Here is a 17,290-nt window from a genome sequence, read left to right as displayed (position 1 = left end):
TGCCAGGCCGCCATCGGGAGCAAGCTCCCTCTCACACTCGAACCGGTTTCTTCAGGAAAACTCGTTCAAATGTGGGAGGGAGCTTGCTCCCGATGGCGGCCAACTCGGTCTACCAAAAGCAACCCATAAAAAAACGCCACAGACCAAAGGCCTGCGACGTTTTTTCAGTGCAACCAGCGCTTACACGGTATGCAGGTACCAGTTGTACTCAAGGTCGGAGATGGAGTGTTCGAACTCTTCCAGCTCACTTTCCTTACAGGCGACGAAGATATCGATGTATTTAGGATCGATGTACTTGGCCATCACCTCGCTGTCGTCCAACTCGCGCAGGGCATCGCGCAGGTTGTTCGGCAGGCTTTGTTCGTTCTGCTCGTAGCTGTTGCCTTCCACTGGCGCGCCCGGTTCGATCTTGTTGGTCAGGCCGTGGTGTACGCCCGCCAGGACCGAAGCCATCAGCAGGTAGGGGTTGGCATCGGCACCGGCCACGCGGTGTTCGATACGCACGGAGTCGGCCGCGCCGGTCGGCACGCGGATCGCCACGGTGCGGTTGTCCAGGCCCCAGCACGGCGAGTTCGGCACGTAGAACTGTGCGCCGAAACGACGGTAGGAGTTGACGTTGGGGCACAGGAACGCCATTTGGGCGGGTAGGGTCTCCAGCACACCGCCGATCGCGTGACGCAATGCGGCGTTCTGCTCGGGATCCTCGCTGGCAAAGATGTTCTTGCCGTCCTTGTCCAGGATCGAAATGTGTACGTGCAAACCGTTGCCTGCCTGGCCTGGGTAAGGCTTGGCCATGAAGGTGGTGTCCATCTCATGGTCGTAGGCGATGTTCTTGATCAGGCGCTTGAGCAGTACCGCGTAGTCGCAGGCCTTGATCGGGTCGGCCACGTGGTGCAGGTTCACTTCGAACTGCGCCGGGGCACTTTCCTTGACGATGGCATCAGCCGGGATGCCTTGCTCTTTGGCACCTTCCAGGATGTCCTGGAGGCAGTCGACATATTCGTCGAGGTCGTCGATCAGGTAGACCTGTGTCGAGTGCGGGCGTTTGCCGGAGATCGGCGAGCGGGGCGGTTGTGGGCGGCCGTTCACGTTCTCCTGGTCGATCAGGTAGAACTCAAGCTCGAAGGCAGCGCAGATAGTCAGACCGAGGTCGTCGAATTTGCTTACAACCTGACGCAGTACTTCGCGCGGATCGGCGAAGAAAGGTTCACCTTCAATTTCGTGCATGGTCATCAGCAGTTGCGCGGTCGGGCGCTTTTGCCAAGGTTCATTGCACAGGGTGTCGGGGATTGGATAACAGATTCGGTCAGCATCACCGATGTCCAGGCCCAGGCCGGTGCTTTCCACCGTTGAGCCGTTGATATCCAGGGCAAATAAAGAGGCAGGCAAGTTAATGCCTTTCTCGTAAACCTTGTGGAGGCTGGTGCGTTCGATGCGCTTACCGCGCACCACACCATTCATATCCGCAATTAGAAGGTCTACGTACAGAACCTCAGGATGATCCTTAAGGAACGCGTTCGCTTCGTTAAGCTGAACGGCACGCGGGGGTACCGACATGATGCAACACCTTTGTTGTTAAAAATATCAATCATTGATCTTTTCAGGTTTCAGTCAACCCGAACGGCATGCCGAAGTCAAGCGAGGCCTTTTTTGCCCCAAAAAAGCGCCATGAGGGCTTTTTTGGGGCTTTTTGGGGCGGTTTTGCTCGGTTGCCCGGCTTGGGACTAGCAGGCTTGAGCGGGCCGTGTTGTATTTTTTACGGGGGTGTTGTGTAAAAAAATGAACAAGGCTAAGCTCGATTTAAACCCATAACAGCAATAATACCGGGGTGCTTCATGTCTGGCCTGCCGTTAATCGGCATCACCACCTGCGCGAAACAGGTCGGTCTGCATGCTTTTCAGATCCGTGTCGAATGTTGCGAACGCGCATTCCCATTGATGATTCCATCCCCGATAAGCCCCTTCGACCCGGCCATTATTCTTGACGGCCAGGACGCTGTTCGCGTGCCCCGTTCATTTTCTTGTACTCGCCCTTTTCATGACGCCGGTCCTGCCTTTTTTGCGGTTGCCGCTCATTATCCTGCACGGGAGGCAAGCCTTTTGCTTTAGGAGTGCAACGGCACCCCAAATGGCGGTTAAGCTCCCACTCTGATGAACCAGCGACGCCGATGCGTCAACCGACGCCTGACCTTTAATGAACGTCAGGAAACCCAGCCCAGAGGCATTTATGAGTAACAACCTCGACCAGCTCACCGATTGGTTGAAAGACCACAAGATCACAGAAGTCGAATGCATGATTGGCGACCTCACCGGTATCACCCGGGGCAAGATCTCGCCGACCAACAAGTTCATCGCCGAGAAAGGCATGCGCCTGCCCGAGAGCGTTCTGTTGCAGACCGTGACCGGCGACTATGTCGAAGACGACATCTATTACGAATTGCTCGACCCGGCCGACATCGACATGATCTGCCGCCCCGACCAGAACGCGGTGTTCCTGGTGCCGTGGGCCATCGAGCCTACCGCCCAGGTGATCCACGACACCTACGACAAGCAAGGCAACCCGATCGAGCTGTCGCCGCGCAACGTGCTCAAGAAAGTCCTCAAGCTCTACGCCGACAAAGGCTGGCAGCCGATCGTGGCGCCGGAGATGGAGTTCTACCTGACCAAGCGCTGCGAAGACCCGGACTTCCCGCTGCAACCGCCGATCGGCCGTTCCGGGCGCCCGGAAACCGGTCGGCAGTCGTTCTCTATAGAAGCGGCCAACGAATTCGACCCGCTGTTCGAGGACGTCTACGACTGGTGCGAACTGCAGGAGCTGGACCTCGACACCCTGATCCACGAGGACGGCACGGCGCAGATGGAAATCAACTTCCGTCACGGCGACGCGCTGTCCCTGGCCGACCAGATCCTGGTGTTCAAGCGCACCATGCGTGAAGCCGCGCTCAAGCACGACGTGGCCGCCACCTTCATGGCCAAGCCGATGACCGGCGAGCCCGGCAGCGCGATGCACCTGCACCAGAGCATCATCGACATCGCCACCGGCAAGAACGTCTTCTCCAATGAAGACGGGACCATGAGCCAACTGTTCCTCAACCACATTGGCGGCCTGCAGAAATTCATCCCCGAATTGCTGCCGCTGTTTGCCCCCAACGTGAACTCGTTCCGCCGCTTCCTGCCGGACACTTCGGCGCCGGTGAACGTGGAGTGGGGCGAAGAAAACCGCACCGTCGGCCTGCGCGTACCGGATGCCGGCCCGCAGAACCGTCGCGTGGAAAACCGCCTGCCGGGCGCAGACGCCAACCCGTACCTGGCGATCGCCGCCAGCCTGTTGTGCGGCTACATCGGCATGGTCGAAGGGCACAACCCAAGCGCGCCGGTCGTCGGCCGTGGTTACGAGCGGCGCAACCTGCGCCTGCCGTTGACCATCGAAGACGCCCTGGAGCGCATGGAAAACAGCAAGACCATCGAGAAATACCTGGGTCACAAATTCATCACTGGCTACGTCGCGGTCAAGCGGGCCGAGCATGAAAACTTCAAGCGCGTGATCAGTTCGTGGGAGCGGGAGTTCCTGCTCTTCGCCGTCTGATGCGCCGGGCGCGCCCGTTGAACGGCGCGCCCTCCACTGAAAAGTCTAGGAGATTGGTATGTCCAGCAACAACCCGCAAACCCGTGAATGGCAAGCCTTGAGCAGTGATCACCACCTGGCGCCGTTCAGCGACTTCAAGCAGTTGAAAGAGAAAGGCCCACGGATCATTACTAAAGCCCACGGCGTTTACTTGTGGGACAGCGAAGGCAACAAGATCCTCGACGGCATGGCCGGCCTGTGGTGCGTGGCGATCGGTTACGGTCGCGATGAACTGGCTGACGCCGCCGCCAAGCAGATGAAAGAACTGCCGTACTACAACCTGTTCTTCCAGACCGCCCACCCGCCGGTGCTGGAACTGGCCAAGGCGATCTCCGACGTTGCACCGGCCGGCATGAACCACGTGTTCTTCACCGGTTCCGGCTCCGAAGGCAACGACACCATGTTGCGCATGGTCCGCCACTATTGGGCGATCAAGGGCCAGCCGAACAAGAAAATCATCATCAGCCGCAAGAATGGCTACCACGGCTCCACCGTGGCCGGCGCCAGCCTCGGCGGCATGACTTATATGCATGAGCAGGGCGACTTGCCGATCCCGGGTATCGTCCACATCGCCCAGCCGTACTGGTTTGGCGAAGGCGGCGACATGAGCCCCGAAGAGTTCGGTGTGTGGGCCGCCAACCAGCTGGAGGCGAAGATTCTGGAACTGGGCGTGGACAACGTCGGCGCCTTCATTGCCGAGCCGATCCAGGGCGCCGGTGGCGTGATCGTGCCGCCGGACAGCTACTGGCCGCGCATCAAGGAAATCCTCGCCAAGTACGACATCCTGTTCGTCGCCGACGAGGTGATCTGCGGTTTCGGCCGTACCGGCGAGTGGTTCGGCAGCGATTTCTACGACCTCAAGCCGGACATGATGACCATCGCCAAGGGCCTGACCTCGGGCTACATCCCGATGGGTGGCCTGATCGTGCGCGACGAGGTGGTGGCGGTGCTGAATGAAGGCGGCGATTTCAACCACGGCTTCACCTACTCCGGTCACCCGGTGGCCGCGGCGGTCGCTCTGGAAAACATCCGCATCATGCGCGATGAACAAATTATTAAGCGTGTGCATGATGAAACGGCACCGTATTTGCAGAAACGTCTGAGGGAGCTGGCTGATCATCCGTTGGTGGGTGAAGTGCGTGGTGTCGGCATGCTCGGTGCGATTGAACTGGTTCAGGACAAAGCGACGCGCAAGCGTTACGAAGGCCGCGGTGTTGGCATGATCTGCCGAACCTTCTGCTTCGAGAATGGCCTGATCATGCGCGCCGTGGGTGACACCATGATCATTTCGCCGCCGCTGGTGATCAGCAAGACCGAAATCGACGAGCTGGTGACCAAGGCTCGTCATTGCCTGGACCTGACTTTGGCGGCATTGCAGGGCTAAGTGCTAGGCTCAGAACGCAGTGACTCTCGGGTGCTGCGTTCGGGCAGTTATAAAAGTGGGGGGTTAGTTGAAAGCCGGCCCCCTAAGTTGCCAGACTGTTGTCCTGTTTTGCTGCCCTTCGACGGGCTGCCGAACAGCTGTGTATCGATGAAGCATGCTGCGGCCCAAAAAAGAAAATTGGAGCATCACCAAATGAAGGCATTAGGTTTGAAGAACGCTGGCAAGACCCTCCTCGCGTTGTCCCTGATGGGCGCAATGGCGGGCGCGGCCCAGGCAGACGATAAAGTGCTGCACGTCTATAACTGGTCCGACTACATTGCTCCGGACACCATCGCCAACTTTGAAAAAGAGTCGGGCATCAAAGTGGTGTACGACGTATTCGACAGCAACGAGACCCTTGAAGCCAAGTTGCTGGCAGGCAAGTCCGGTTACGACATCGTCGTACCGTCGAACAACTTCCTCGCCAAGCAGATCAAGGCCGGCGTCTACCAGGAGCTGGACAAGTCCAAGCTGTCCAACTACGAAAACCTGAACACGTCGCTGCTCAAGGCCGTGTCGGTCAGCGACCCGGACAACAAGCACGCTTTCCCGTACATGTGGGGTTCGATCGGCATCGGTTACAACCCGGAGAAGGTCAAGGCCGCGCTGGGCGTCGACAAGATCGATTCGTGGGACATCCTGCTCAAGCCGGAAAACATCGCCAAGCTCAAGAGCTGCGGTGTGAGCTTCCTCGATTCGCCAACCGAAATGCTGCCGATCGCGCTGCATTACCTGGGCCTGCCGACCGACAGCCAGAAGAAAGCCGACCTCAAGCAAGCTGAAGACCTGTTCCTGAAGATCCGTCCTTCGATCGGCTACTTCCACTCGTCCAAGTACATCTCCGACCTGGCCAACGGCAACATCTGCGTAGCCGTGGGTTACTCGGGTGACATCCAGCAGGCCAAATCCCGCGCGGCTGAAGCCGGTGGCAAGGTCAAAGTGGCGTATGACATTCCGAAGGAAGGCGCCGGCAGTTTCTATGACATGGTCGCCATCCCTAAAGATGCCGAAAACGTCGAAGCGGCCTACAAGTTCATGAACTACCTGCTCGAGCCGAAAGTCATGGCTGCGATCACCAACAGCGTGCGTTTCCCGAACGGTAACGAGAAAGCCACCGCATTGGTCGACAAAGACATCACCAGCGACCCAGGCATCTACCCGCCAGCGGACGTGCAAGCCAAGCTGTATGCCATTGCCGACTTGCCGGCAGCGACTCAGCGTGAAATGACCCGTAGCTGGACCAAAATCAAATCGGGCAAATAAGCGAGGAAACCTGTAGGAGCGAGCTTGCTCGCGAAAATCGTCAACGATAACGCAGCGCCTCTGGTCGCCCGCGTTGCCTGTGAGTTCTTCGCGAGCAAGCTCGCTCCTACAAAGAGCGGCAGCCGTACAGTAATTAAATGACAGAAAGTTTTGCCGGATCGGTTTATCGAGGGTAAGTTGCGCGCCGGTTTTGTTGCCGGGCAACAACTTTGGGCCCAACTATTTAAGAGGACCTCCACTTGCCATTTTCTTTATTTCGCCAAGCCTTGCTGGTAGGTGCAGGTATCACGCTGGCTGTCAGCGTGCAGGCCGCATCGACTGTGCATGTTTATAACTGGTCGGACTACATCGGCCCCGACACCCTGGCCAACTTTGAAAAGGCCTCCGGTATCAAGCCTGTGTATGACGTGTTTGATTCCAACGAAACCCTGGAAGGCAAGTTGCTGGCCGGACGTACCGGTTACGACGTGGTGGTGCCGTCCAATCACTTCCTTGGCAAACAGATCAAGGCCGGGGCGTTCCAGAAGCTCGACAAGTCGTTGCTGACTCACTACGCCAACCTCGACCCGGCGCTGCTCAAGCGCCTGGAAAAGAACGACCCGGGCAACCAATACGCCGTGCCGTACCTGTGGGGCACCAACGGCATCGGTTACAACGTCGATAAAGTCAAAGAAGTGCTGGGCGTCGACAAGATCGACTCCTGGGCCGTGCTGTTCGAGCCGGAAAACATGAAGAAGCTCGCGACGTGCGGCGTGTCCTTCATGGACTCGGCAGATGAAATGCTGCCGGCGGTGCTCAACTACATGGGCCTGAACCCCAACAGCGAGAACCCCGAAGACTACAAGAAGGCCGAAGCGAAACTGCTGAAAGTGCGGCCTTATGTGACCTACTTCCATTCTTCCAAATACATCTCCGACCTGGCCAACGGCAACATCTGCGTGGCGGCCGGGTTCTCCGGCGATGTGTTCCAGGCCAAGGCCCGCGCAGCCGAGGCGGGCAAGGGCGTGAACATCGCCTATGCGATTCCGAAAGAAGGCGGCAACCTGTGGTTTGACGTGCTGGCGATCCCCAAGGACGCGACCAACGTTAAAGAAGCCCACGCCTTCATCAACTATTTACTGCAACCTGAGGTTATCGCTCAGGTCAGTGATTACGTCGGTTATGCCAACCCTAACCCAGGGGCGGACGCACTGATGGAGCAATCGATACGCACCGACGAAGCGGTTTACCCACCGCAGGCGGTTCTCGACCGGACATTTGTCAACTTCGAGCTACCCCCGAAAGTGCAGCGTTTAATGACCCGTAGCTGGACCAAGGTCAAGACGGGCAAGTAAGGCTCAAACTATCCTGGGTTCGCCCGCGTCGGGCGAACTGCACTCTTTTTTTTTGGGAGTTTCGTAAATGGCAGTTGCCTCCGGCGCCTATAAGAAAGCCCTCGAGGGCGACCAGACACCGAAAAAGGTGCTGGTCAAAATCGACCGGGTCACGAAGAAGTTCGACGAGACGATTGCCGTGGACGATGTGTCCCTGGAAATCAAGAAAGGCGAGATCTTCGCCTTGCTCGGCGGTTCGGGTTCGGGCAAATCCACCTTGTTGCGCATGCTCGCAGGTTTCGAGCGCCCAACCGAGGGTCGCATCTACCTCGACGGTGTGGACATCACCGACATGCCGCCCTACGAGCGGCCGATCAACATGATGTTCCAGTCCTACGCGCTGTTCCCGCACATGACCGTGGCGCAGAACATCGCGTTTGGCCTGCAACAGGACAAGATCCCCAAGGCCGAAGTCGACGCCCGCGTGGCCGAGATGCTCAAGCTGGTGCAGATGAGCCAGTACGCCAAGCGCAAGCCACACCAGTTGTCCGGTGGCCAGCGCCAGCGTGTGGCCCTGGCCCGTTCCCTGGCCAAGCGCCCGAAACTGCTGCTGCTCGATGAGCCGATGGGGGCGCTGGACAAGAAACTGCGTTCGCAGATGCAACTGGAACTGGTGGAAATCATCGAGCGCGTCGGCGTGACCTGCGTGATGGTGACCCACGACCAGGAAGAGGCCATGACCATGGCCGAGCGCATCGCGATCATGCACCTGGGCTGGATCGCGCAGATCGGCAGCCCGGTCGACATCTACGAGACGCCGACCAGCCGCCTGGTGTGCGAGTTCATCGGCAACGTCAACATCTTCGACACCCAGGTGGTCGACGACGCTGAAGGCCACGCAGTGCTCAAGTGCCCGGACCTGGACCGCGACATCTACGTTGGCTACGGCATCGCCACTTCGGTGGAAGACAAGTCGGTGACCTACGCCATCCGCCCGGAAAAACTGCTGGTCACCACTCAAATGCCGACCTGCGAGCACAACTGGTCCAGCGGCAAAGTCCACGACATCGCCTACCTCGGCGGCCACTCGGTGTTCTACGTCGAGTTGCCGAGCGGCAAGCTCGTGCAATCCTTCGTCGCCAACGCCGAACGCCGTGGCCAGCGCCCAACCTGGGGTGATCAGGTGTACGTGTGGTGGGAAGACGACAGCGGCGTGGTACTTCGCTCATGAACATGAAAAAATTCAAGCGCCAGCTGCAACGAATAACCCCCGGTGGCCGGCATGTGGTCATCGGGATCCCTTTCCTCTGGCTGTTCCTGTTCTTCATGCTGCCGTTCTTCATCGTCCTGAAGATCAGCTTTGCCGAAGCCGACGTGGCGATCCCGCCTTACACCGAGATCTACACCTTCGTTGAGCAGAAGCTGCAACTGGTGCTGAACCTGGCCAACTACGCGATGCTCGGCGACGATGAGTTGTACATCGCCGCGTACCTGGGCTCGCTGAAGATGGCGTTCTTCAGCACCCTGCTGTGCCTGGTGATCGGCTACCCGATGGCCTATGCGATTGCCAGTGCGCGCAAAGAGATGCAGACCGTCCTCGTGCTGCTGATCATGATGCCGACCTGGACCGCGATCCTGATCCGCGTGTACGCGTGGATGGGCATCCTCAGCAACAACGGCTTGCTCAACAGCTTCCTGATGTCCATCGGGCTGATCAACGAGCCGCTGCAGATCCTCAACACCAACATCGCGGTGTATATCGGCGTGGTCTATTCGTACCTGCCGTTCATGATCCTGCCGCTGTACGCCAACCTGGTGAAACACGACCAGAGCCTGCTGGAAGCTGCCTCGGACCTGGGTTCGAGCACCTTCAACAGCTTCTGGAAGATCACCGTGCCGCTGTCCAAGAACGGCATCATCGCCGGTTGCATGCTGGTCTTCATCCCGGTGGTGGGCGAGTTCGTGATCCCGGAACTGCTCGGCGGCCCGGAAACCCTGATGATCGGTAAAGTGTTGTGGCAAGAATTCTTCAACAACCGTGACTGGCCGGTGGCTTCTGCCCTGGCGGTGGTGATGCTGGCGATCCTGATCGTGCCGATCATCCTGTTCAACCGCAGCCAAGCCAAAGAGATGGAGGGCAAGATATGAAGCGCGTCAGTTTCTCAAGCTTCATGCTGGTGGCGGGGTTGTTGTTCATCTACCTGCCGATGCTGATCCTGGTGATCTACTCGTTCAACGAATCCAAGCTGGTGACGGTGTGGGGCGGTTGGTCGATCAAGTGGTACGTGGGCCTGCTGGACAACACCCAGTTGATGGGCTCGGTGGCGCGTTCCCTGGAAATCGCCTGCTACACGGCCGTCGCGGCCGTGGCGCTGGGTACATTGGCGGCGTTCGTGCTGACGCGCATCAGCCAGTTCAAGGGCCGCACGCTGTTCGGCGGCCTGGTGACCGCGCCGTTGGTCATGCCCGAGGTGATCACCGGTCTGTCGCTGTTGCTGCTGTTCGTGGCGATGGCGCAGATGATCGGTTGGCCCCAGGAGCGTGGCATTGTCACCATCTGGATCGCTCACACCACGTTCTGTGCGGCGTATGTGGCGGTGGTGGTGTCGGCGCGCTTGCGCGAGCTGGACCTGTCGATCGAAGAAGCGGCGATGGACCTGGGCGCGCGGCCGTGGAAGGTGTTCTTCCTGATCACCATCCCGATGATCGCGCCGTCGTTGGCGGCGGGTGGGATGATGTCCTTCGCGCTGTCCCTCGATGACCTGGTACTCGCCAGCTTCGTGTCGGGCCCGGGTTCGACCACGTTGCCGATGGAAGTCTTCTCGGCGGTGCGCCTGGGGGTCAAACCGGAGATCAACGCCGTGGCCAGCCTGATTCTGCTGGCGGTGTCGTTGGTGACTTTCCTGGTGTGGTTCTTCAGCCGACGTGCCGAAGAGATGCGCAAGAAGGCGATCCAGCAAGCGATCGAAGAAGCGGCCGCCGATGGCTGGCAGCAGCCGGACAAGCGTCGGGCGCCTGCACCGGTCTAATGGCCGACACGGTGCAAATGTGGGAGGGGGCTTGCCCCCGATAGCAGAGTGTCAGTCACTGAAGCTGTGACTGATCCACCGCCATCGGGGGCAAGCCCCCTCCCACATTTTGACCGCGTTCCAGGTTGATCAGGCCGTCCACATTTGGATCACCCACACCACGTTCTGCGCGGCGTATGTGGCGGTGGTGGTGTCGGCGCGCTTGCGCGAGCTGGACCTGTCGATCGAAGAAGCGGCCAGCCGATGGCTGGCAGCAGCCGGACAAGCGTCGGGCGCCTGCGCCGGTCTAATGGCCGACACGGTGCAAATGTGGGAGGGGGCTTGCCCCCTCCCACATTTTGACCGCATTCCAGGTTGATCAGGCCGTCACCATCTGGATCGCCCACACCACGTTCTGCGCGGCGTATGTGGCGGTGGTGGTGTCGGCGCGCTTGCGCGAGCTGGACCTGTCGATCGAAGAAGCGGCCAGCCGATGGCTGGCAGCAGCCGGACAAGCGTCGGGCGCCTGCGCCGGTCTAATGGCCGGCACGGTGCAAATGTGGGAGGGGGCTTGCCCCCGATAGCAGAGTGTCAGTCACTGAAGCTGTGACTGATCCACCGCCATCGGGGGCAAGCCCCCTCCCACATTTTGACCGCATTCCAGGTTGATCAGGCCGTCCACGGCGACTGGCGAATCACCTCGACAAAGTTCATCGGCTTGAACCCCGGCTCCTGATCCACCAGCACATCGGTCTTCACGTTGCCGAACGTGGTCAGCGGGCGATGGCGCAAGCCGTCGGCGAACGCGCAGATGATGCATTCCTTGAACCCTTCACCGCGTGGATGTGCATGCACCACGGCTTCGCGCTGCACGGGGGTAAATGCGGCGTAGTCCATGCCCAGTACGTCCATCTCGACGCCGGCGGTGACCAGCGCCACGGTCGGCCGCAGATGCTGTGGCACGCCCGGCGTGGTGTGCAGTGCGATGGACAGCCACACCTGTTCGATGTCGTCATCGCTCAGCCCATGCGGCTTGAGGAAGTCCGCCGCCGCGTTGGCACCGTCGACTTCGAAACGCTGGTCGTCGCTGCGATGGCCTTCGACCAGGCCCAGGTCATGGAACATCGCGCCGACGTAAAGCAGCTCCGGGTTATAGGCCAGTTGCTTGCGCTCACCGCTCAACGCACCGAACAGAAACACCCGGCGCGAGTGGTGGTAGAGCAGGTCGGATTCGATATCGCGGATGTAGTCGGTGGTGGCCCTGGCCAGGGCGCTGTCCGGGATCTTGATGCCGGCGATGCTGGTGCTCATGGTCGTTCTCCGCAAGAAAGCGCCGGGGTGGCGCCGAGGCAGCCAGTCTGGTCGCGCGCCGGGGAAGGGGCTATCGCAGCGAGGGTGCGATGTCGGCCAATGTGCTGCTACATCGTGCCAAGTGAAAGTCGGCTAGGGTGTAGCTGGCGATATCGCCCTTGAAGCCTGCGAAAATCCAAAGGTGGAAGGGCGTTTGCCCCCTCCCACAAGGGTTCTGTGTTTATCCGGTTAGGTAAAGGTGTGCCTGTTCATGAGCAAGACCGTCGGCATTCTGATTTTCCCCGGCGTCCAGTCACTGGACGTGACCGGCCCGCTGGATGTGTTCTGCGAAGCGAACCGTTTCCTGTCGCCCGACGATCAGTACCAGTTGGACGTGATCGGCCTGGACCACGGCAATATGGCCTGTTCCAACGGCCTGTCGTTGCAGGCCCATCGGCATTACCGCGAAGCGTTGCAAGCCTATGACCTGCTTCTGGTCGCCGGCGGGCCGCAGTTGCCTTTCGAGGATTTCGGCGCGCACTTCGATGATTGGCTGCGCGGGGCCGCGGCGCGGGCGCAGCGCTTCGGTTCGATTTGCAACGGCGCTTTCATACTGGCCCGCGCCGGCCTGCTCGACGGGAAAACCGTCACCACCCATTGGGGCGATGCCGCCGACCTGGTGCGGTTGTGCCCCAGCGCCCGGGTCGAGGCCGACCGTCTCTATATGCAGGACGGCAACCTCTACACCTCGGCCGGGGTCACGGCGGGGATCGACCTGTCGCTGTACCTGCTGGCCCAGGACCACGGGCCGGAAGTGGCGTTGAGCGTGGCCAAGCGCTTGGTGGTGTTCACCCAGCGTGCGGGCGGGCAGTCGCAGTTCAGCCCGTTCCTCACGCCCCACGCCGAAACCACCTCGGCGGTGGCGCTGGTGCAGGTGTATGTGCTGGCGAACCTGACCGGCGACCTGACCATCGCGGACCTGGCCAACGCGGCCAATATGAGTGCGCGCAACTTCTCCCGGGTGTTCGCCCGTGAAGCGCGGATCACCCCGGCGGAGTTCGTCGAGCGGGCGCGGGTGGATGCGGCGCGGGTGATGCTCGAAAGCAGCCGCGCACCGCTCAAGACCGTGGCCTATCAATGCGGGTTTCGCGATGCCCAGCACATGCGCAGTGTGTTCAACCGCCGACTGGGGGTGACGCCGCAACAGTTCCGGCTCAACTTCGCCGCACCGGTGTAGGTGCAACACCGCAGATACAAGCCCCCTCCCACATTTTGACCGCGTTCCAGGCGGTCAGCGGGCAGGCAGCAGCTTCAGCGTACCGCGCGTATTGGCCGTGACTTCCTCATCGCTGAAATGCGCCTGCTCGTAGCCGCCCTCGATATACGTTTCCGCCTGGTCCCCATAGTGCTTGTCGAACGGCACACCGCTTTGCCCCACCGGGTTGATGGTCAGCGCGTGGGGCACGTCGGCGAAGTCGATCAGGCGCCGGGTCGACGGGCCGTAGGTCACCGGCCATGGTGCCGGGCCGATATTGGCTGACTGGTTGTTCGGCACTTCGTGGCTGCCCGGCGCGGGGAAGGGGCCGACGTTGACGAGCCGGTCCAGCGGTTTCTGCGAACCCAGCGGGTGGCCGTGGGTCAGCGTATGGGCCTTGCCCCACTGCCATTGGCCCGGGTCATCGCCGAAGGTCGCCTTGAGGTGCGCGAGGCTGTTGTCCCAGGCGAGCTTGACGGTGTCGGCACGCTTGCCGTTCCACCAGGGCGAATCCGGGCTCGCGGCCAGGCGGGGCAACGCCGCATCGATCACCCGCGTGCTGAGCAGGGTCTTGAACATGGCGTCGCCGAGTTTCGGGTGGAAGGCCGCGTCAGCCAGGTTGAACAGGAACTGGTTGAACAGCGTGGCGCTGGTGGAGTCCAGCGGATAATCGCCTTTCCAGGCCGCCAGTTGCTCCACCAGCTGCAACTGCGCCGGGTCTTTGACCACCTCGCGCAGCACCGGCAACAGCGGTGCCAGCAGGCGCGGGCCGAAGGCGGTGGTGGTGCCCAGTTGCAGGGCCTGGCTGTTGTTCACGTCCCACTTCACGCGCTTGTCGCTCAACTGCGCGTTCAACTGCTGGCCACGGTCGGCCAGGTTGTAATAGCCGGGGATCTCCATGCCGCTGGGCGACACCGGCTGTGCATTGGCCGACACCACATAGCCACGCGCCGGGTTTTCTTCCTGGGGGTTGGCGCTGAACGGGTAGAAGCCCAGCTTGTCGGCCTGGGCCGTGCTGCCGTCGAGGATAAACCCGGGGTTGACGCCGGCCGGGCGGATCGGCAACTGCGCCGCCGCCCACCAGCCGATATCGCCCTGGGCATTCGCCCACACAATGTTCAGCCCCGGCGCCGACACCTTGGCTGCCGCGGCACGGGCCTTGGCCAGGGTGTCGGCGCGGTTGAGCTGGTAGAACCCTTCGAGGATCGGGTTCTGGGTGTCGAGGAACGCCCACCACATCGCGATCGGCGTCTTGCCGGCGTTCTCGCCGAGCACGTCATTGATGATCGGGCCGTGGGGCGATTGGCGCAGGGTCAAGGTGACCGGTGCCTGGCCCTTGACCGCGATCTGTTGCTCGCTGCGGGTCATGTCGACCCATTGGCCGTGGTACCAGACCTGGTTGGCGTTGTCCGGATTGACCTGCTCGGCGATCAGGTCGAGGTCGTCGTTCTGGAACATGGTCAGGCTCCAGCCGAAATCCAGGTTGTGCCCCAGGAACGCCACCGGCACCAGCGCGTTGTGATAGCCGTACAACTCAAAGCCCGGCGCCGACAGCTGCGCCTCGTACCACACCGACGGCACCGAGAAGCGGATATGCGGGTCACCCGCCAGCAACGGCTTGCCGCTCTGGGTGCGGCTGCCGCTGATCGCCCAGGCGTTGCTGCCTTCGAACTGCGGCAAGCCGTTGTCGGCCAGGGCCTGTTCACTCAGGGCCGCGATGGCGCCGAGGTTTTGCCAGTCGCTGGCGGCCAGGTTGAGCGCGCCCTTGGGTTGCCAGGCGAGGTCGAACACGTTCAGGTAATCGCTGCCCAACTGGTCGCGTACATAGGTCAGCAATGGTTCGGTACGAAACGCCGCAGCAAAGCTGTAGGCCATATACCCGGCGACGCTGATGGTGTCCTCGGCGGTAAACGGCCGCTTGGGGATGCCCAGCACATCGAACTCCATCGGGCTGGCGTGGTTGTCCTGATACTGGTTGATCCCGTCCAGATAGGCTTGCAGGGCCTTCCAGTGCGCCGACTCGTGGTCCAACTGCGCCACATAAGTGGCGGAGCGCTCGCGAATGCGCAGGCTGCGGAACAGTTTGTCGGTGTCCAGCAGCTTGGGGCCGAGCACTTCGGCCAATTCGCCGCGCGCCAGGCGTCGCATGATTTCCATCTGGAACAGCCGGTCCTGGGCATGCACATAGCCCAGGGCGCGGTACAGGTCGGTCTCGTTCTCGGCGCGGATATGCGGCACGCCACGCTCGTCGTAGCGCACCGTGACCGAGCCTTGCAGGTTCGCCAGCGTTACGGCGCCCTGGCGGGTGGGTTGCTTGCTGTAGACGTACCAGCCGGCACCGACGGCGACCAGCGCCAGCAGCACCGCGAGAACCTGCAAGAGGCGCTTCATGAACATTCCTTACCAAGAGTGGGGCGACGGGCTACGAACCGGTTGGCCACGAACAATAGCAGCCCACCGCCAGGGTGTGAGTGGCATTCACTGCGCGGCCTGCTGCAAGGGCCTTGAGGATCGGCTCGATAAAACTGTTGCTGGCGTTGCACGTCAGCCCTTCGCTGTAGGGCCCGAAATACGCGAGCTTGCCGCTGCGGTCCCAGATCGCCACGGCCGGGGTCGCGGGTATCTGATCGGCGCCGGGCAGGCTGCTGAGGATTTTCATCTGGCGCAGGTTGTCGGGCAACTGGCCGTGGCTGCCGGGTTTCTGCAGGGCGTAGAACTCGACGCCCTGGGGCGCGTAGTGCTCGATCAATTCGCCGAGGTGCTGCTGGTTGCCGACGTTGCACGGGCAGGCCGGGTCCCAGAAATGCACGAGGCGGATCGGGCCGGGGCCGGCGAGGTCGTCGGGCAGGCGCAGCGCGTCGCCGGAAAACACCGCCGTGTGTTCGCTGAAGGCACGCAGGTAGCGGCCTTGGAACCAGTCATACGCCGCCCATAACACGCCGGCGCAGAGGATCAGCAGCAGGCTGGCGAACAGGGTGGTGCGGTAGGGCTGTCGCATTCAGATCAATCCTCGAAGGACGCGTAGCTTGCCATGCTTGCCCCGACAGATGAATATCGCAGCTCGATATTCCTCTGCGCAGCGCGTGAAGCCCCAAGTCTGGAACCTCTTATGCCCGTCACCTTTGACCCCGATCACCTGCGCGACAGCTTGCGGCCCCTGGTGGATGCGCAGCCACTCAGCGCCGAGGCGCGGGTCTATCAGCGCTTCTATGGGCTGGACCTGCGGGCGCGCCAGGTGCCGGCGGTGAGCCGCCTTGGCCGGTTCGAGGTCGATGGGTTCGCGGTGGTCGCCCAGGTGTGGTGGCCGCCGGTGCCGGTGGCGACGATGTTCATGTTCCACGGGTTCTACGACCATATGGGGCTGTACCGCCACGTCGTCGACTGGGCGCTGGACCAGGGTTTCGTGGTGATCGCCTGCGACCTGCCGGGCCATGGCTTGTCCAGCGGCGCGCGGGCCAGTATCGATGATTTTGCGGTGTACCAGGACGTGGTGCAGGCGCTGTTCGCCCAGGCCGAAGCGCTGCACCTGCCACGGCCCTGGCACCTGTTCGGGCAAAGCACCGGCGGTGCGGTGGTGGTGGATCACTTGCTCAACCATGGCGCCGACAGCCCGGCCCAGGGTAAGACTTTTCTGCTTTCACCCTTGGTGCGTCCGCGTGGGTGGGGCTGGTCGCAGGTCAGCTATTACCTGCTGCGGCCGTTCGTCAAAGGCATCGCCCGACGGTTCAGCGAAAACACCAATGACCCGGCCTTCAAGCCGTTCCTCGAAGCCGACCCCTTGCAGCCGCGCCAATTGCCGACCGCCTGGGTCGGGGCACTGGCGCGCTGGATCAGGCAAATCGAAGCCGCACCGCGCAGCCCGCGGCGGCCGCTGATTGTGCAGGGCGAAGAGGATATGACGGTGGATTGGCAGCACAACCTGCAGGTGCTGCGGGGCAAGTTCGATCAGCCTGAGGTGTTGATGCTCAAGCGCGGCCGGCATCACTTGGCCAATGAGATCCCGGAGATTCGCCAGGAATACTTCAAGTACCTCACCGACCACCTGAAATAACGCGGACCAAATGTGGGAGGGGGCTTGCCCCCGATAGCAGGGTGTCAGTCAGCACATCTGATA

Annotated in this window: 14 protein-coding genes and 2 pseudogenes; 12 read left to right on the top strand and 4 right to left on the bottom strand. The window is 61.2% G+C overall.

Annotated features, from left to right (window positions below):
• Positions 1 to 180: 180 nt before the first annotated feature.
• Positions 181 to 1,557 carry a glutamine synthetase family protein gene (locus tag JN756_RS30575; protein ID WP_026139798.1) on the bottom strand — a complete coding sequence of 459 codons (1,377 nt, stop codon included), beginning with the start codon at positions 1,555 to 1,557 and terminating at the stop codon, positions 181 to 183.
• A 278-nt stretch (positions 1,558 to 1,835) separates the two neighbouring features.
• Here JN756_RS30575 and JN756_RS30570 point away from each other — a divergent pair, with 278 nt between their 5' ends.
• The 10 genes and pseudogenes from JN756_RS30570 to JN756_RS30525 form a co-directional block, all read left to right on the top strand.
• Entirely contained in the window at positions 1,836 to 2,108 is a 273-nt protein-coding gene (locus JN756_RS30570; protein ID WP_128192375.1) for a glutamine amidotransferase, read from the top strand.
• A 118-nt stretch (positions 2,109 to 2,226) separates the two neighbouring features.
• Positions 2,227 to 3,585 (top strand): glutamine synthetase family protein, encoded by a 1,359-nt coding sequence (locus JN756_RS30565; protein ID WP_017845082.1) that lies wholly within the window; start codon positions 2,227 to 2,229, stop codon positions 3,583 to 3,585.
• A 58-nt stretch (positions 3,586 to 3,643) separates the two neighbouring features.
• Complete coding sequence (locus tag JN756_RS30560; RefSeq protein ID WP_017845081.1) at positions 3,644 to 5,008, top strand: aspartate aminotransferase family protein; 1,365 nt, start codon at positions 3,644 to 3,646, stop codon at positions 5,006 to 5,008.
• A 207-nt stretch (positions 5,009 to 5,215) separates the two neighbouring features.
• A complete protein-coding gene (locus JN756_RS30555; protein ID WP_046385153.1) occupies positions 5,216 to 6,310 on the top strand; it encodes a polyamine ABC transporter substrate-binding protein in 1,095 nt (364 codons plus the stop codon).
• Positions 6,311 to 6,549: 239 nt separating this feature from the next.
• The gene (locus tag JN756_RS30550) at positions 6,550 to 7,644 is read left to right on the top strand and encodes a polyamine ABC transporter substrate-binding protein (RefSeq protein ID WP_017845079.1); all 1,095 of its coding nucleotides are present in this window, start codon (positions 6,550 to 6,552) and stop codon (positions 7,642 to 7,644) included.
• 67 nt (positions 7,645 to 7,711) lie between these two features.
• On the top strand, positions 7,712 to 8,854 hold the full coding sequence (locus JN756_RS30545; RefSeq protein WP_017845078.1) for an ABC transporter ATP-binding protein: 1,143 nt from the start codon (positions 7,712 to 7,714) through the stop codon (positions 8,852 to 8,854).
• Positions 8,851 to 9,771, top strand: a complete 921-nt coding sequence (locus tag JN756_RS30540; RefSeq protein ID WP_046381716.1) for an ABC transporter permease subunit — start codon at positions 8,851 to 8,853, stop codon at positions 9,769 to 9,771. Before JN756_RS30545 ends, JN756_RS30540 begins: the two co-directional genes overlap by 4 nt.
• Positions 9,768 to 10,652, top strand: a complete 885-nt coding sequence (locus JN756_RS30535) for an ABC transporter permease subunit (protein ID WP_015886412.1) — start codon at positions 9,768 to 9,770, stop codon at positions 10,650 to 10,652. The genes JN756_RS30540 and JN756_RS30535 overlap by 4 nt, the downstream gene beginning before the upstream one ends.
• Positions 10,653 to 10,788: 136 nt before the next feature.
• Positions 10,789 to 10,890: pseudogene (locus JN756_RS30530) on the top strand (putrescine ABC transporter permease PotI); the annotation flags it as partial.
• A gap of 127 nt (positions 10,891 to 11,017) precedes the next feature.
• Positions 11,018 to 11,119: pseudogene (locus tag JN756_RS30525) on the top strand (putrescine ABC transporter permease PotI); the annotation flags it as partial.
• Positions 11,120 to 11,300: 181 nt separating this feature from the next.
• Here JN756_RS30525 and JN756_RS30520 read toward each other — a convergent pair.
• Entirely contained in the window at positions 11,301 to 11,942 is a 642-nt protein-coding gene (locus tag JN756_RS30520) for an HD domain-containing protein (RefSeq protein WP_108524846.1), read from the bottom strand.
• Positions 11,943 to 12,192: 250 nt separating this feature from the next.
• Here JN756_RS30520 and JN756_RS30515 point away from each other — a divergent pair, with 250 nt between their 5' ends.
• Positions 12,193 to 13,158, top strand: coding sequence for a GlxA family transcriptional regulator (locus JN756_RS30515; protein ID WP_201021631.1), 966 nt, complete (start codon positions 12,193 to 12,195; stop codon positions 13,156 to 13,158).
• A gap of 54 nt (positions 13,159 to 13,212) precedes the next feature.
• Here the strand turns inward: JN756_RS30515 and JN756_RS30510 are convergent, their stop codons facing one another.
• Both JN756_RS30510 and JN756_RS30505 read right to left on the bottom strand, forming a co-directional pair.
• The gene (locus JN756_RS30510) at positions 13,213 to 15,567 is read right to left on the bottom strand and encodes a penicillin acylase family protein (RefSeq protein ID WP_201021630.1); all 2,355 of its coding nucleotides are present in this window, start codon (positions 15,565 to 15,567) and stop codon (positions 13,213 to 13,215) included.
• 31 nt (positions 15,568 to 15,598) lie between these two features.
• On the bottom strand, positions 15,599 to 16,174 hold the full coding sequence (locus tag JN756_RS30505; RefSeq protein WP_046381720.1) for a DUF6436 domain-containing protein: 576 nt from the start codon (positions 16,172 to 16,174) through the stop codon (positions 15,599 to 15,601).
• A gap of 111 nt (positions 16,175 to 16,285) precedes the next feature.
• Here JN756_RS30505 and bipL point away from each other — a divergent pair, with 111 nt between their 5' ends.
• On the top strand, positions 16,286 to 17,227 hold the full coding sequence (bipL, locus tag JN756_RS30500; RefSeq protein WP_046381721.1) for a phospholipase BipL: 942 nt from the start codon (positions 16,286 to 16,288) through the stop codon (positions 17,225 to 17,227).
• Positions 17,228 to 17,290 lie beyond the last annotated feature (63 nt).

Source organism: Pseudomonas sp. Y39-6, from assembly GCF_023651955.1.
GTDB lineage: Bacteria > Pseudomonadota > Gammaproteobacteria > Pseudomonadales > Pseudomonadaceae > Aquipseudomonas > Aquipseudomonas veronii.
This window is presented reverse-complemented; position numbering and strand designations above follow the sequence as displayed.

Coding starts and splice junctions, on each gene's coding strand:
- JN756_RS30515 (WP_201021631.1), top strand. CDS start 12,193: ATGAGCAAGACCGTCGGCATTCTGATTTTCCCCGGCGTCCAGTCACTG.
- JN756_RS30535 (WP_015886412.1), top strand. CDS start 9,768: ATGAAGCGCGTCAGTTTCTCAAGCTTCATGCTGGTGGCGGGGTTGTTG.
- JN756_RS30545 (WP_017845078.1), top strand. CDS start 7,712: ATGGCAGTTGCCTCCGGCGCCTATAAGAAAGCCCTCGAGGGCGACCAG.
- JN756_RS30565 (WP_017845082.1), top strand. CDS start 2,227: ATGAGTAACAACCTCGACCAGCTCACCGATTGGTTGAAAGACCACAAG.
- JN756_RS30560 (WP_017845081.1), top strand. CDS start 3,644: ATGTCCAGCAACAACCCGCAAACCCGTGAATGGCAAGCCTTGAGCAGT.
- JN756_RS30575 (WP_026139798.1), bottom strand. CDS start 1,557: ATGTCGGTACCCCCGCGTGCCGTTCAGCTTAACGAAGCGAACGCGTTC.
- bipL (WP_046381721.1), top strand. CDS start 16,286: ATGCCCGTCACCTTTGACCCCGATCACCTGCGCGACAGCTTGCGGCCC.
- JN756_RS30505 (WP_046381720.1), bottom strand. CDS start 16,174: ATGCGACAGCCCTACCGCACCACCCTGTTCGCCAGCCTGCTGCTGATC.
- JN756_RS30520 (WP_108524846.1), bottom strand. CDS start 11,942: ATGAGCACCAGCATCGCCGGCATCAAGATCCCGGACAGCGCCCTGGCC.
- JN756_RS30540 (WP_046381716.1), top strand. CDS start 8,851: ATGAACATGAAAAAATTCAAGCGCCAGCTGCAACGAATAACCCCCGGT.
- JN756_RS30570 (WP_128192375.1), top strand. CDS start 1,836: ATGTCTGGCCTGCCGTTAATCGGCATCACCACCTGCGCGAAACAGGTC.
- JN756_RS30510 (WP_201021630.1), bottom strand. CDS start 15,567: ATGAAGCGCCTCTTGCAGGTTCTCGCGGTGCTGCTGGCGCTGGTCGCC.